Consider the following 15,356-nt stretch of genomic DNA (forward strand, 5'->3'; position numbering starts at 1 on the left):
GACCTTTATGAACCCACAGATGATCAAACTTTTGGGCCTGTCCGCCCTGACTGCCGGCATTCTCGCCGCTGCAAGCGGCGCGCGCGCCGATGAAATCAAGGCACCGAGCTTCACCGCCGAACCGTGCTGCAACCTGTGCCCGGCTGCCCATGACGCGAAGAACTACACCACGCGCTACCAGCAGAACTTCACCACGCTGGTACAAGCCCAGGGCGATTGGCTGTTCCGGACCCAGGAAGACCTGCGCACCGAATTCAACACCACCCCGGCCGGCTACAAGCGCCTGCAGCAGTTGCACGATGCGTTCAAGAAAAAAGGCGTCGAGCTGGTGCTCGTCTACCAGCCGACCCGTGGCCTGGTGAACCGCAACAAACTCAATCCGCAGGAAAAAGCCGCTTTCGACTATGAGAAAGCCCTGGCCAACTACAAATCCATGCTCGGCCGTTTCGCCCAGATGGGTTACGTCGTGCCGGACCTCTCGCCGCTGACCAACGAGAACCTGCCCGAAACCCTGCCGGCCCACGATTTCTATTTCCGTGGCGACCAGCACTGGACCCCATACGGCGCCCAGCGCACCGCCAAGGTCGTGGCCGAGAAGGTCAAGCAGATCCCGGCCTTCGCTGACATCCCCAAGCGTGAGTTCGAGACCAAGAAGTCCGGCCGCATGGGCAAGACCGGCACCCTGCACAACATGGCCGGGCAGCTGTGCGGCACCAGCTACGCGATCCAGTACATGGACCAGTTCACCACCGAGCCCAAGGGCGAGGCTGGCGATGGCGACCTGTTCGGCGATTCGGGCAACCCGCAAATCACCCTCGTGGGCACCAGTCACAGCGGCAAGAACTACAACTTCGCCGGCTTCCTGCAGGAAGCCATCGGCGCCGACATCCTTAACGTGGCGTTCCCGGGCGGCGGTTTAGAAGGCGCGATGATCCAGTACCTGGGCAGCGAAGAGTTCCAGAAGAACCCGCCGAAGATCCTCATCTGGGAATTCTCGCCGCTGTATCGCCTGGACCAGGAAACCATCTACCGCCAGATGATGGCGCTGCTGGACAACAACGGTTGCGAAGGCAAGCCGGCACTGATGAGCAGCAAGGCCACGCTCAAGCCGGGCAAGAACGAATTGATGGTCAACAGCCAGAACATGGATCTGCGTAACGGCAGCCACCAGGTCGACATCCGCTTCGCCGACACCTCGGTGAAAACCTTGCAAGCCACCCTCTGGTACATGAATGGGCGCCACGAGGACATCAAGATCGAAAAACCGAACACCTCCGAAACCGACGGACGTTTCGCCTTCCAATTGCGCACCGACGAGGACTGGGCCTCCCAGAACCTCTTGGCTTTAGAAGTCCAAGGGCCTGAAGCCGGCAAGGAACCACTGCAAGTGGAAGCGAAAGTCTGCAAACGCAACGCATCTCCGCAAGCCGAGCAACAAACGGCCCAAATCGGACAATGAGGTCTCGTCTCATGACCAGTACCACGCGTACCCGAACGTTGAAAACGCTGCTGGCGCCTTCCCTGCTGACCCTGGCGATGTTCGCCGGGGCCACGCAGGCGGCGGCCCCGCTGCGCCCGCCACAGGGGTACTTCGCACCGATCGAGAAGGTCAAGGCCGGCGAAGCGGCCAAAGGCTGCGATGCCACGCCGACGCCCTACACCGGGTCCCTGCAATTTCGCAGCAAGTACGAGGGCTCCGACAAGGCCCGCGCGACGCTGAACGTGCAATCGGAAAAAGCCTTCCGCGACAGCACCGCCGACATCACCAAGATCGAGCGTGGCGTCAGTAAGCAAGTGATGCAGTTCATGCGTGACGGCCGCCCCGAGCAACTGGAATGCACGCTGAACTGGCTGACCGCCTGGGCCCAGGCTGATGCGTTGATGTCCAAGGACTTCAACCACACCGGCAAGTCCATGCGCAAATGGGCGTTGGGCAGCATGGCTTCGGCCTATGTGCGCCTGAAGTTCTCCGAGTCGCGCCCGTTGGCCAATCACCCGGAGCAGGCGCAACTGATCGAAGGCTGGTTCAGCCGGATGGCCGACCAGGTGGTCAGCGATTGGGACAATCTACCGCTGGACAAGACCAACAACCATTCCTACTGGGCTGCCTGGTCGGTGATGGCCACCTCCGTGGCCACCAACCGCCGCGACCTGTTCGACTGGGCCGTGAAGGAATACAAGGTCGGCGTCAACCAGGTCGATGCCGACGGTTTCCTGCCCAACGAACTCAAGCGCAAGCAACGGGCCCTGTCCTACCACAACTATGCCCTGCCGCCATTGGCGATGATCGCCAGTTTCGCCCAGGTCAACGGTGTCGACCTGCGCCAGGAAAACAACGGTGCACTCAAGCGCCTGGGTGACCGGGTGCTGGCCGGGGTGAAAGACCCGGACATCTTCGAAGAAAAGAACGGCGAAGAGCAGGACATGAAAGACCTGAAGGTCGATTCGAAATTCGCCTGGCTCGAACCGTTCTGCAGCCTCTACACCTGCTCGGAGGACGTGCTGGAACGCAAGCACGAAATGCAACCGTTCAAGACCTTCCGCCTCGGCGGGGACTTGACCCGGGTGTATGACCCTTCGCGGGACAAAGGCGAAAAAGGTAGCTGACGTCAGATCCCTTGCCTGGCAGGGGACCTGTGGGAGCAAGGCTTGCCCGCGATAGCCATGACGCGGGGGCACTGAATGGATCGAGTCATCGTTCATCGCGGGCAAGCCTTGCTCCCACAGTAATCGTGGCGACTGAAATGTAATAAACCCCCCGGTTTTGATGGGGGGGTTTGGGGGGGCTCTGGCCCTTGACTGTTGATTCAACATGGAGAGATCGGGATGGTATTTTCATCCAACGTGTTCCTGTTCCTGTTCCTGCCGATCTTTCTCGGCTTGTACTACTTGAGCGGGCAACGCTATCGCAACCTGCTGCTGCTGATCGCCAGCTACGTGTTCTATGCCTGGTGGCGGGTGGACTTCCTCGCGCTGTTCGCCGGCGTGACCCTGTGGAACTACTGGATCGGCCTGAAAGTCGGCGCCGCCGGCGTGCGCACCAAACCGGCCCAGCGCTGGCTGTTGCTCGGCGTGGGCGTGGACTTGGCCATCCTGGGCTATTTCAAATACGCCAACTTCGGCGTGGACAGCCTGAATGCGATCATCACCGGCTTTGGTCTGAACCCGTTCATCCTGACCCACGTGCTGTTGCCGATCGGGATCTCGTTCTACATCTTCGAGTCCATCAGCTACATCATCGACGTCTATCGCGGTGACACCCCGGCGACTCGCAACCTGATCGACTTCGCGGCATTCGTGGCGATCTTCCCGCACCTGATCGCCGGCCCCGTGTTGCGTTTCCGCGACTTGGCCGACCAGTTCAACAACCGCACCCACACGCTGGACAAGTTCTCCGAAGGCTGCACCCGCTTCATGCAGGGCTTCATCAAGAAAGTGTTCATTGCCGACACCCTGGCGGTGGTGGCCGACCATTGCTTCGCCTTGCAGAACCCGACCACGGGCGATGCCTGGCTCGGCGCCCTGGCCTACACCGCGCAGCTGTACTTCGACTTCTCCGGCTACAGCGACATGGCCATCGGCCTGGGCCTGATGATGGGTTTCCGTTTCATGGAAAACTTCAAGCAGCCCTACATCAGCCAATCGATCACCGAGTTCTGGCGCCGCTGGCACATCAGCCTGTCGACTTGGCTGCGCGACTACCTCTACATCACCCTGGGCGGTAACCGCAAAGGCACGTTGATGACCTATCGCAACCTGTTCCTGACCATGTTGCTTGGTGGTCTGTGGCACGGCGCGAACATCACCTACGTGATCTGGGGTGCATGGCACGGCATGTGGCTGGCCATCGAAAAAGCGGTGGGCATCAACACCACGCCACGCAGCATCAACCCGATCCGTTGGGCACTGACTTTCCTGCTGGTGGTGATGGGCTGGGTGATCTTCCGTGCCGAGAACCTGCACGTGGCCGGTCGCATGTACAGCGCGATGTTCAGCTTCGGTGACTGGTCGCTGTCGGAACTGACCCGCGCCAACCTCACCGGCCTGCAGATCGCCACGCTGGTGGTGGCCTACGCCACTCTCGCCTTCTTCGGCCTGCGGGACTTCTACACCAACCGTCCGCCGGTCAAGGCCAAGCCTGAGGTCAATACCGAAGCCAACGGCCCGGCCACCGCGCAACCGGGAATGATCAAGGCCGTGCCGGGTGACAACCCAGCGGCGATCCACGAGCCGGGCTACACCGTCGGCGTCGAGGCCCAAGTGCAACCGGCCTACTGGACCGTGGACTGGTCACGCTACGTGATGCGCGCCCTGGTGCTGCTGCTGTTCATTGCCTCGATTCTCAAACTCTCGGCGCAAAGCTTCTCGCCGTTCCTTTACTTCCAGTTCTGAGGGATCTGAACATGACCCGCTCATTACGCATCTTTTACGTCGCACTGTTCATGCTGATTTTGACAGCACTGGGCCTGTGGTCGATGCGCAGCTTTTTCGGCTTCGCCACCAACCCCGACGCGACCGTGCTCAACGGACGCTGGGCCAAGGCCGTGGAAACGCACTATGACGAAGAGTTTCCGATCAAGCGCCTGGGCACCAACATCTGGGCGGCGCTGGACTACAAGCTGTTCAACGAAGGCCGCAAAGGCGTGGTCCTGGGCCGCGACCAGTGGCTGTACAGCGACGAAGAGTTCAACCCGATCGTCAACGAAGATCAGAACCTGCAAGGCAACTACGCGCTGATCGAAGGCGTGCGCCAGAAGCTCAAGGAACAAGGCATCACCCTGGTCATGGCGATCGTGCCGGCCAAGGCGCGCCTGTATCCCGAGCACCTGGGTGAAGTGAAGCCGTCGAGCATTCACGCCAACCTGTACCAGGACTTCCATGCCCGCGTGGCGACGGACAAGATCCTCGCCCCTGATCTGCTCGGCCCGCTGCAACAGGCCAAGCAAAGCGGCCAGCAAGTGTTCCTGCGCACCGACACCCACTGGACACCGGAAGGCGCACAAATTGCTGCGGAACATCTGGCCAAGGCCATTGCCGAACGCACACCACTGAACGGTGAGCCCCAGCGTTTCGTCACCGAGCCTGCGGAGAAAATCATTCACAAGGGCGACCTGCGTCAGTTCCTGCCGCTGGATCCGCTGTTCGAAAACCTGATGCCGGCCCAGGAGCCGCTGGTCAAGCGCAACACCCGCGAAGCTGACGACCAGCCGGCCAGCGATGACGCGCTGTTCGCCGATGCCCAGGTGCCCGTGGCCCTGATCGGCACCAGCTACAGCGCCAACCCTAACTGGAACTTCGTCGGGGCACTCAAGCAAGCCTTGCACAGCGACGTCGTCAACTACGCCGAAGACGGCCATGGCCCGATTCTGCCGATGCTCAGCTACCTCAAGAGCGACGCCTTCAAGAACAGCCCGCCACAGGTGCTGATCTGGGAGTTCCCTGAACGTTATCTGCCCGTGAACAACGAGATCGGCGACGCCGATCCGCAGTGGGTCGCCGAACTCAAGCAAGCCGGCGCCCGCCAACAGAACGTAGCTGCTAACACACAATCCGAGACGCCCGACCGGGCGCAAAACTGAAAGAGAGGTCCACCATGACTTTCAACACTACTCCTCGCCGTCTCGCTGCTCGCTCCTTCAAGGCCGTTGCCCTGGTCGCCAGCATGAGCGCCCTTTCCTTCTCGGCCTTCGCCGGTGACTCGGCCCTCTACGGTCCGGTCGCGCCAAAAGGCTCAAGCTTCGTGCGGGTGTACAACGCCAGCAACGCCGAAGTCAGCGCCACCGTCGGCAGCACCAACATCAGCGACGTCGCCCCCCTGGCCAGCAGCGACTTCAGCTTCATGCCCGGTGGCGACTACAGCGCCAAGGTCGGCAGCCAGACCGTGCCGGTGAAACTGGCCTCCGATCACTATTACACCTTGGTCAACAACGCCACCGGCCAGCCGCAACTGATCGAAGAGCCGCCATTCAAGAACAAGCAGAAGTCCCTGGTCCGCGTGCAGAACCTCAGCGACAAGGCACTGACCCTCAAGACCGCCGACGGCAAGACCGAAGTGGTGCCGAACGTGGCCGCCAAGGGCCGTGGCGAACGTGAAATCAACCCGGTGAAAGTATCCCTGGCGCTGTTCGAAGGCGACAAGAAAGTCGGCGACCTCAAGCCCGTGGCCCTGGAGCGCGGCGAAGCGGCCGTGCTGTACGTCACCGGTTCGGGCAGCAGCCTGTCGCCAGTGTGGGTGAAACGCCCTGTGTCGACCCGATAAGAGCAGCGGCAAGTCTCAAGCTTCAAGCTGCAAGTAAAAGCTTGCCGCTTGAAGCTAGAAGCTTGCAGCTGCCCCTGGAACAACAACAAGAGAGTGAAACGACAGAACGCAGTAGCTCTAACAACCATTTCGCTTCAAGGAGTAACAAACATGATTCCGGTGATCTTGTCAGGTGGTAGTGGCTCACGTCTTTGGCCGCTTTCGCGCAAGCAATTCCCTAAACAGTTCCTGGCCCTGACCGGTGAACACACCCTGTTCCAGCAGACCCTCGAGCGCCTGGTGTTCGAAGGCATGGACACGCCGATCGTGGTCTGCAACAAAGACCACCGTTTCATCGTCAACGAACAATTGACCAACCGTAAGCTCGAAGCCCAGCGCATCCTGATGGAGCCGTTCGGGCGCAACACCGCACCGGCCGTGGCGCTGACCGCCATGATGCTGGTCAACGAAGGCCGCGATGAGCTGATGCTGGTGCTGCCGGCCGACCATGTGATCGATGACCAGAAAGCCCTGCAACGCGCCCTGGCCCTGGCCACCGTGGCCGCCGAGCGTGGCGAAATGGTGCTGTTCGGCGTACCGGCCACCAAACCGGAAACCGGCTACGGCTACATCAAGTCGACCAACGATGCGCTGCTGCCCGAGGGCGTGAGCCGCGTTTCGCACTTCGTCGAAAAACCCGACGTCAAGCGTGCCACCGAGTTCGTCGAAGCCGGCGGTTATTTCTGGAACAGCGGCATGTTCCTGTTCCGCGCCAGCCGCTTCCTCGAAGAGCTGAAAAAGCACGATCCGGACATCTACGACACCTGCCTGCTGACCCTGGAGCGCAGTGAGCAGACGGCCGACACCATCACCTTCGACGAAGCCACTTTCGCCTGCTGCCCGGACAATTCCATCGACTACGCCGTGATGGAAAAGACCCAGCGTGCCTGCGTCGTACCGCTGTCGGCCGGCTGGAGCGATGTCGGCTGCTGGGCGTCGCTGTGGGAAGTCAACGAGAAAGATGCCAATGGCAACGTCACCAAGGGCGATGTCGTCGTCCAGGATAGCCGCAACTGCATGATCCACGGCAACGGCAAGCTGGTGTCGGTGATCGGCCTGGAAAACATCGTGGTGGTCGAAACCAAGGACGCCATGATGATCGCCCACAAGGACAAGGTCCAAGGCGTCAAACAGATGGTCAATACCCTCAACGCCCAGGGCCGTACCGAGACCCAGAACCACTGCGAAGTCTATCGTCCGTGGGGTTCCTATGACTCGGTGGACATGGGCGGGCGTTTCCAGGTCAAGCACATCTCGGTCAAGCCGGGCGCGTGCCTGTCGCTGCAGATGCACCACCACCGCGCCGAACACTGGATCGTGGTCAGCGGCACCGCTGAGGTGACCTGCGACGAGAACGTGTTCCTGCTCTGCGAAAACCAGTCGACTTACATTCCGATCGCGTCGGTCCACCGCCTGCGCAACCCGGGCAAGATCCCGCTGGAAATCATCGAAGTGCAGTCCGGCAGCTACCTGGGCGAAGACGACATCGAGCGTTTCGAAGACATCTACGGTCGCTCCACCCCGATCGAACGTGGTGTGTCGGTAAAAACCATCGCCCAATAACACCCGCAACGATCAGCTGTACAAGAAGCCCCCATCCAGCCCACTGCGTCCCCTATCCGCAGTGGGTTGGGTGGGGGCTTTTTTTTGCAAATGAGTCATGGCAGGCATCATTGCTTCAACATTGCCCGCGCCCTTCGGTAGGATGTGCCTACGGTCACGGAGGCTTCCACCATGCTTATCGGCGTCTTGCTGGTCATCACCTGGCTCATTTTGCTGTTGCGCTACCCGGCCAAGGCCTTGCCGGTCTCCCTGGCGGCATTCGTCGGGCTGGGGCTGGTCGCCGCGTGGGTGCTCTGGCAGGAAAGCCGCGAGACTCGGCAATTGGAGCGCCTGGAACTGCGCATCAGCTATGCCCCCCAAGAGTGCCCCGCCGATCGACCGCTGTCGCTCAACCTGAAGAATAACAATGACGTGCCGCTGCTCGAACTGCGCTGGCGAGTCGCGGCCTATGCGCCTGGCGACACCATCAACCTGGCCGACAGCCCCTACGACGCACCGCGCTACCGTGGCCCCGGCGAATTGCAGGCCGGCGCCAACTGGCAAGATTGCCTGCCGCTGCCGCCCTTGCGCCCGGGTTATCGCCCGCAGAGCCTGGAGTTTCGCGCCGAGCGATTGCACGGTAGCTTTTCCAACTGATTGCCCTCCCCCATCTTTTGCCCAAGGAATGCGCCATGCCTGTTGCGTTGATTACCGGATGTTCCAGCGGCATTGGCCGCGCCCTCGCCGACGCCTTCAAGGCCGCGGGTTATCAGGTCTGGGCCACGGCGCGCAAGGTTGAAGACGTAGCGATACTCAGCGCTGCCGGATTCACCGCCGTGCAACTGGACGTCAACGACGGGCAGGCCCTGGAACAACTGAACGAGCGGATCAACCAGCAGCACGGTGGCCTCGATGTGTTGGTCAACAATGCCGGCTACGGCGCCATGGGCCCGCTGCTGGATGGCGGCGTACCGGCCATGCAACGTCAGTTCGAAACCAACGTGTTCGCTGTCGTCGGGGTCACCCAGGCACTGTTCCCGGTGTTGCGCCGGGCCAAGGGGCTGGTGGTGAACATCGGCAGCGTTTCCGGCGTGCTGGTCACCCCATTTGCCGGCGCCTACTGTGCCTCGAAGGCGGCGGTGCATGCCCTGAGCGATGCCCTGCGCATGGAACTGGCGCCGTTCGGCATCCGCGTGATGGAGGTCCAGCCCGGTGCGATTGCCTCCAGCTTCGCCAAGAATGCCGGCCATGAAGCCGAGCAGTTGATCACCGAACAATCGCCCTGGTGGCCCTTGCGCGATGGCATCCGCGCCCGGGCCAAAGCCTCCCAGGACAACCCGACCCCCGCCCACGAATTCGCCGCCGACCTGCTCAAGGCCATCCGACAACCCAAGCCGCCCCGCCTGCTGCGCCTGGGCAACGGCAGCCGGGCCTTGCCGTTGATCGCCACATGGTTACCCACCGGCTTGCTACAGAAGGGATTGATGAAGCGGTTCGGGTTGAAGGGTTCTCTTTAAATCCCGCGGCAGTCTCGACTACTCATGCAGGCTCCGCCTTGGGGTGGAGCCTGCTGACGAGAACATTCAGATGGGGGACCTGTACGGCCACCAGCTTTTCACCAACGCCTCGGTAGCCTGCGTTGAGGCCTGCACCGCTTCAGTGGCCTGGACAGATTTGATGATCAGCCATGACCGGCGTAATTGATCGGAATTGAGTTCAATGTCCCGATTTCCCCAAGGCACCTCTCCTACCGGCTCCAGAGGAGGTTGCGCTTGGGGAGGTTGGGTCATGCTGTCTATCAGTTCCCGAGGCCATTCGGACGTATCCAGCCTCGCTCCGTAGGCATCGCTCAGGCTTTCAATGATGGGCTCCCACCTGCTCTCGAATGCTTGCCAGATAGGCGACATTTCCTTGAGATAGGGTGCCCAGGAAAGCGTCTCGAATTGCGGCTCTCCTTCGGTGAAATCTTTCAACAGGTGGCGTACGAAAAGCGCCTCGGTTGCACGAGCGTTGAAAACTTGGGGGCTCCACCCCTCATTGATGGCCTGTAGATCAGCCCAAATTCGATAGTGCTGGAAAGTGAACCGGGAGAATTTATTCAGCATGGGGTGCGCCAGGTCCAGGCAGAAGTAACGGAATAATTGCAGGTGCGTCTCCAGCTCATCCAGCGTAAAGGTCCTGTGGCGCATGCTGGGCTCCAGGCGCGAATAAATACGCGATTGCAATGCCTTGAAGCGCTCGTCAAGGTCGGTGATGCGCTGACGTGTGAACTCCATGGAGCCGTCCAGGTTGAACAGACGTTCGGCGGCTCTAACGCCACGGCTGTTCGGCTCGGAGGCGTTGATTCCAATATCCTGAGCCCCGCCGAGGCGGGTCATCTCATCGCTGAGCCAGTCGAGAAATTTCGCACTGGAGGGGTTTTCGCGAAGCTGTTCGAAACTGCCGCGCAGCCTGGGATCCGAGACCCACAAGTCACGGGTATACGCAAAAGGGTAACCCGCTGCTCGCAGCCTGGCGATCTGGCTCACCGGCAGTGGATTGTTATCCAGGTTCACCCCCAACCACTGGCTGCCTTGCGCGTTATTGGGCAGCACCGATAGCAGAGAGTCCAGCTGGGTAATGGCGTTATCGCGCAAGATCAACAAGAGTTCGCGGGAGGGGATGCGCCGTAACAATTCAATGAGTGCCGTCGGAATCTCTCTGAGTTTCGACTGGGCCAAGTTCACCAATTGCAACTGGGGGTGCCCCTCCATATTCGGTAAATCAATCACGCGATTGCCGCTCAGATCCAGTGCGACAAGGCGATCCAGATGACCCAGGAACGAAGTGTTCTGCTCATCCAAGACCAGCCTGCTATCACTCAGGCTGAGGGCCTCCAATTGCCTCAGGCGTCCGATGGCTTGCAGCAGCTCGGGTCCGAACGAGAAGTTGTTTTTCCACACCAAGTGTTTAAGCCGCGGCAACCTCGCGAGCGCCTCGATCGCCGAGGCGGCGTTTTGACCTGGCGCGGGCTCCGGCCCGCTGGATACGCCGGAGAGCTCGAGCCACTCCAGTGTGGCGCTGGGCGTTGGATTGAGCAGCGGCGCAAAAACCTGATCGTTGAAAACAAGCGGGTTCTCGTTCAATAACAGAAACCGCAACTGCGTCATGCCAGCAACGGCGCTGGGGCATCGTACGAGGCGATTATTAGTCAGCGTGAGCTCGACGAGTGCGGGAAAGCGATTCAAGAAATCCGAAGGATCTTCATTTAAAGCCAACCCCTTGAGTGAGATCGCCTCGACGTGGCTGAAATCAGCCGTAAGCCTCGGCATTTCCCCTATCAAGCAAGACTCCACCACCAAACCCAGCACTTCGCGTTGCCCCATGGGAAAACGGATTTCACGACGCCAGCTGCGGCGCAACGCCCTGCCTACCTTCTGGCGGACAGCCGTCCTCACGCGCAGGTCATCGTGTTCCACCACGTGGTGCTTGCCCTGGGCTTGCTCCCAGACTTCCAGGCTCTCATCGAGCGTTTTCCATTCGGCTTCTTTCTCACTGATCAGCAGGTCCAGGGACCTACCGGTGCGCTCACTGCGCACTTGGAGCTCGGTCATCATCCGAGCGCTGATCGTTGCGTCCGGGTAGAGCGTCTGTAGACGAGATTGCACGGTGGGCCTGCGCTGCCAGCCTCCCAGTCCCCGTCCACTCATCGGGTAGCCCAGGTGCTCCCCCACTCGTTCTAGGGGACGTACATCGGCAAGTTGCAATGGCCGAATGCCCAGTGCGGGGCGCAATGATTCGCGACTGCCAAGGGCGCGCACCAGCAGACGCCTGCGCAGCCTGTCCTGCTGCCAAATATCCAGGCCCAACCTGCGGCGTGCCGAGTCAGGCAGGGCGCGCAGCAGGGCATCTTCCAGGCTCGTGGGTGCGCCGAGCTCGTTACCCGTCTCGTCGAAAGGCTCGTAGCGACCGTCGCGGCGGCGAATAATCTTCAGCGGCCCGGCTTCACCCGCTTCCAAAGGCTCGGCAAAACCGCCGTCGAGCTGCAGTTGTACACGCACCGGCTCTACCAGTACCGCCAGTTCGGCTGTCAACAGCCGCATGGCCAAACGGTCCCGATCATTGCCGGATACACCTTCCTTCAAAGCTTCCAACGCGCGAACGACACGTAACTCACGCAGCACTTCGACCGTTCGCAGGGCAAGGCTCTGCGGTACACGACCGGTGCTCAAGCCCAGTTGTTCTTCGACGGTCATACCCGACAGCAGGGCATCCGCCACCGACTCCGGCAGGCCTGGAAAGTCGCGACGCAAGAGCAGTGCGTTCGGATGTCGGGCGGCAAGATTGGCGAATTTATCGATCAAACGGTAACCGGAGCGCTCCAGTCCGTCGGCTAACAAATTGGCGAGGCGACGATGAGTGATGGCTGGGGCTTCCCAGGGGGTTTCAGAGCCCAGCAAAGCGCTCTTCTCGCGGGCGTCGAATTGCAACAACAACCGTTCCTGCCATTGGCCGGCACTGAACGCGGCACCGTCAAGATGCAGCTCGGGGCCTTCTCCGGCAATGAAAAAAGAGGAACGTTCATCCATGTAGCGAAACGCACGCCGGGTCGGCCAACCGGGCAACTCCGTCAGCAACTGGGCAACGCCCAGGGGCACTTTCTGTAAGGGTTGATTGGCACGCAGCCGGGTCATCGCGTCCGATATTTGCGCCCGGGCTGAAAGACGTCGAGCCGTGTAGGGTAAAAGCTCCGGCAATGGTTCGCCATTCACGGCCAGATAGCGCAGTCGATCGTCGCTGATGCCCACCAATTGCTGAGCATCGTCCAGGCTGACCTTTGACAACGCTTGCAGTTGGGGGTCGATTTCCTGCAGCAAGCGTGGGCCTTGCATACCCAAGGGATCGCGATGCATCCAGCGCCACCCTGTCGGTCGGCTCCACTCCAGGGCCGGTGCTACGCCACGGTGATCAGGGGGAAGCCTGAGATGCAAGTCACGTCCTTGGCCGGTGACCTCGTAGAAACGACCATCAATCTTAACCCAGGCATCATCCGCAGCGCGCCAGACGCCATAGGCGTCTACCGTCGCGTAGTCCGGCGGCGAACGCAGGCTGGCGAACGCCTCGGTGCGACCGTGCCAAAGCCGCTCGTTGCCATCGGTCGCGACCACAGGGTTCATTTCATCGAGCAGATGGTTGGCCCCGAAGGCCCCTACCGCGAAGGTCGCGGCGCTCATTGCGGCGCTGAATAAATGCTGGATCGCTTCCAGGCGCTCTCCCAGGTTGAGCGCATGGGCGCCTTCATAGACATCCAGGATGAATTGCCCCATTCCCAAGGCAACCCCTGCCCAGGCCAGCGGCTCGACACCTGGCAGGAACATGCTGACGCCGCTGAAAAATTGCAGCCCGGCGCCCAGCCACATCGAGATTTCGCCAATCAGAACGTCCCGGTCAATATCGGCCACCGAGCGGGCCTGGCTCAATGCACTACTGAGCACAACGCTACGCCACTCACGGTACAGGCCTTGCCAGAAATCCCCGCGCAGCTCGTGGGCCTTGACCAGGTTTGTTTCACCCTGGCGCAATAGTTTTACCAGGGTCGGGTCGCTCCAGCTTCTATGAGGCAACGGCAAGAGTCGGGAAAAGAATGCCGCATAGCGAAGGTCTTTCAAACGCTCGGCCAGATCCGCCTGGAAAGCCGCCGAGCTGGCGTATTGCTTGATGGGTGAAACAGGGTCGCCAGGGATATGGACCACGATTGGCACCACTCGCCCGGCGGTCTGGCGGTCCCCCCAAAATACACGCACCCCAGGCAGGATGATGCGATGCTCCGCCCGCCAACGGTCGCTTAGCTCAAGACCACTGGCGAACGCCGTCGACAACGGCTGTAAAGGGATGGACGCATCGAGAGACACGCTAAAGGCGGCCAGAATGCGTTCGCCTGTGACATCCAGCAATCCCTGCAAGCGGGCTTGCTGGGCGTCGTGTCGCAGCTGTTTTTTCTTGTAGTCGATGTAAGTTGCCGCGAAGGTTGGCAACGAAGTCGCATCCTGGGAAAGCTGAGGGATTTGGCGTCGCAACTCATGGCCGTAGGCGGTTCCTGTATCCAGGTCGCGACACAGCTTGGCGAAATCATGAATCGGTGCAGAAGAAGCGCGGGCACGCTCAGGATAAAAATCAAATCGACTGCCCCGGACGAAGGCCTGCGCCTGCGTATCGGCGTCGACGAAATTGATCAATGCACATTCCAGCAGCGAGCGTTTTTCGGGAGGGTGCGGTGTGCAGACCGGCGTCGAGGCGCCGCCTCCAGGAATCGGGTAAGTGGCGCAGTCGTCCCGAAAATGCCTGATCAGTTCGGAACGCTCCAAGTCGATGTGCGTGCCGAAAAAACGATCCATGGAGAGTTGTATGCGCGACAGCGCAAAGTCGCGCAACGACGGGATGACAGTCATCGCTTGATTGAAGCGATAGCCTGCCTCGGCCAGGTCCAGGGCGGCCTGTTGCAGTTTCGCCTGTTCGGCCTGGTTCGCGTCCAACAGCCAGTTGGGCAACTGGCGGCGAATGAAGTGGTGGTGAGTCAGCTGGGTCATGAGAAGTTCCTTCAGTCGAAGACTCCAGCATGAACAGGCTTGGAACAGGCTTGGTGGTAGATATGTACTACATTCGAGGGGCCTCAGCGTTCGACGCGCGGCTCGACCACCACGGTGCAGGTCATCCCCGCCGCCAGCAGCACACCGTCGGGCACTTCGTCGAGATGGATGCGCACCGGCACTCGCTGGGCCAGGCGGACCCAGTTGAAAGTCGGGTTCACGTCGGCAATCAGTTCGCGGCTTTCGGGGTTGTCGCGGTCGTAGATGCCACGGGAGATGCTTTCCACGTGGCCCTTGAGCGTTTCACCGCTCATCAACTGCAATTGCGCCGCATCGCCGACCCGCACCTTGGGCAATTTGGTTTCTTCGAAGAAGCCATAGACCCAGAACGAATTCATGTCCACCACGGCCATTTTTGCCTCGCCGATGCGGGCATAGTCGCCGCGGTGCACGTTGAGGTTGGTGACGTAGCCGTCGACCGCTGCGCGAACTTCGGTGCGCGACAGGTTCAGCTCCGCCGCTTCCAATTGCGCTTGGGCCTGCTGGTAATCGGCCAGGGCCGAGTCGGCGATGTTGCTGGCGTCGTCGCGGTTTTCCCGGGAAATCACCAGGCTGTCCAGGTCGGCGCGCCGATGGGCGTTGACCTTGCGCATTTCCCAAGTGGCTTTGCGCGACGCAACCAGGGAGCGAGCCTGCTTCACGGCGATGCGGTAATGTTCAGGATCGATGCGCATCAACAGGTCGCCCTTTTTAACCGATTGGTTGTCGCGCACCGGCACCTCAACCACCTCGCCGCTGACATCGGCGGCCACGTTGATGATGTCGGCCCGCACCCGGCCATCGCGGGTCCAGGGCGTGTTCATGTAATGGACCCACAGCATACGGCCGATCCACAACGCCAGGGCCAGCACCAACAGCGTCGCCAGCAGGCTGAAAAACTTTTTCATCGC

11 protein-coding genes are annotated in these 15,356 nt (G+C 60.8%); 9 read left to right on the forward strand and 2 right to left on the reverse strand.

Annotation, left to right across the window (positions count from 1 at the left end):
• Positions 1-7 precede the first annotated feature (7 nt).
• The 8 genes from J3361_RS10055 to J3361_RS10090 all read left to right on the forward strand — a co-directional run bounded on the left by J3361_RS10055 (position 8) and on the right by J3361_RS10090 (position 9,357).
• Complete coding sequence (locus J3361_RS10055) at positions 8-1,459, forward strand: alginate O-acetyltransferase (RefSeq protein WP_207964254.1); 1,452 nt, start codon at positions 8-10, stop codon at positions 1,457-1,459.
• A gap of 11 nt (positions 1,460-1,470) precedes the next feature.
• Positions 1,471-2,607 carry a mannuronate-specific alginate lyase gene (locus tag J3361_RS10060; RefSeq protein WP_207964255.1) on the forward strand — a complete coding sequence of 379 codons (1,137 nt, stop codon included), beginning with the start codon at positions 1,471-1,473 and terminating at the stop codon, positions 2,605-2,607.
• A 219-nt stretch (positions 2,608-2,826) separates the two neighbouring features.
• A complete protein-coding gene (locus tag J3361_RS10065; protein ID WP_207964256.1) occupies positions 2,827-4,392 on the forward strand; it encodes an MBOAT family protein in 1,566 nt (521 codons plus the stop codon).
• 11 nt (positions 4,393-4,403) lie between these two features.
• The gene (locus J3361_RS10070) at positions 4,404-5,579 is read left to right on the forward strand and encodes an alginate O-acetyltransferase (RefSeq protein WP_207964257.1); all 1,176 of its coding nucleotides are present in this window, start codon (positions 4,404-4,406) and stop codon (positions 5,577-5,579) included.
• A 14-nt stretch (positions 5,580-5,593) separates the two neighbouring features.
• Positions 5,594-6,259 (forward strand): alginate O-acetyltransferase AlgF, encoded by a 666-nt coding sequence (locus J3361_RS10075; RefSeq protein ID WP_207964267.1) that lies wholly within the window; start codon positions 5,594-5,596, stop codon positions 6,257-6,259.
• Positions 6,260-6,409: 150 nt separating this feature from the next.
• On the forward strand, positions 6,410-7,861 hold the full coding sequence (locus J3361_RS10080; protein WP_207964269.1) for a mannose-1-phosphate guanylyltransferase/mannose-6-phosphate isomerase: 1,452 nt from the start codon (positions 6,410-6,412) through the stop codon (positions 7,859-7,861).
• A 171-nt stretch (positions 7,862-8,032) separates the two neighbouring features.
• A complete protein-coding gene (locus tag J3361_RS10085) occupies positions 8,033-8,497 on the forward strand; it encodes a multidrug transporter (RefSeq protein WP_207964271.1) in 465 nt (154 codons plus the stop codon).
• A 35-nt stretch (positions 8,498-8,532) separates the two neighbouring features.
• Positions 8,533-9,357 carry an SDR family oxidoreductase gene (locus J3361_RS10090; RefSeq protein WP_207964273.1) on the forward strand — a complete coding sequence of 275 codons (825 nt, stop codon included), beginning with the start codon at positions 8,533-8,535 and terminating at the stop codon, positions 9,355-9,357.
• A gap of 66 nt (positions 9,358-9,423) precedes the next feature.
• Here J3361_RS10090 and J3361_RS10095 read toward each other — a convergent pair whose 3' ends face one another.
• Positions 9,424-14,250 carry a leucine-rich repeat domain-containing protein gene (locus tag J3361_RS10095; RefSeq protein ID WP_207964275.1) on the reverse strand — a complete coding sequence of 1,609 codons (4,827 nt, stop codon included), beginning with the start codon at positions 14,248-14,250 and terminating at the stop codon, positions 9,424-9,426.
• 21 nt (positions 14,251-14,271) lie between these two features.
• Between J3361_RS10095 and J3361_RS10100 the strand changes: the two genes are divergently transcribed.
• Positions 14,272-14,439, forward strand: coding sequence for a hypothetical protein (locus tag J3361_RS10100; protein WP_207964277.1), 168 nt, complete (start codon positions 14,272-14,274; stop codon positions 14,437-14,439).
• 50 nt (positions 14,440-14,489) lie between these two features.
• Here the strand turns inward: J3361_RS10100 and J3361_RS10105 are convergent, their stop codons facing one another.
• Positions 14,490-15,353, reverse strand: coding sequence for an HlyD family secretion protein (locus tag J3361_RS10105; RefSeq protein ID WP_207964278.1), 864 nt, complete (start codon positions 15,351-15,353; stop codon positions 14,490-14,492).
• Positions 15,354-15,356: the final 3 nt, after the last annotated feature.

The organism is Pseudomonas sp. OA65 (assembly GCF_017498305.1).
GTDB lineage: Bacteria > Pseudomonadota > Gammaproteobacteria > Pseudomonadales > Pseudomonadaceae > Aquipseudomonas > Aquipseudomonas zanjanensis.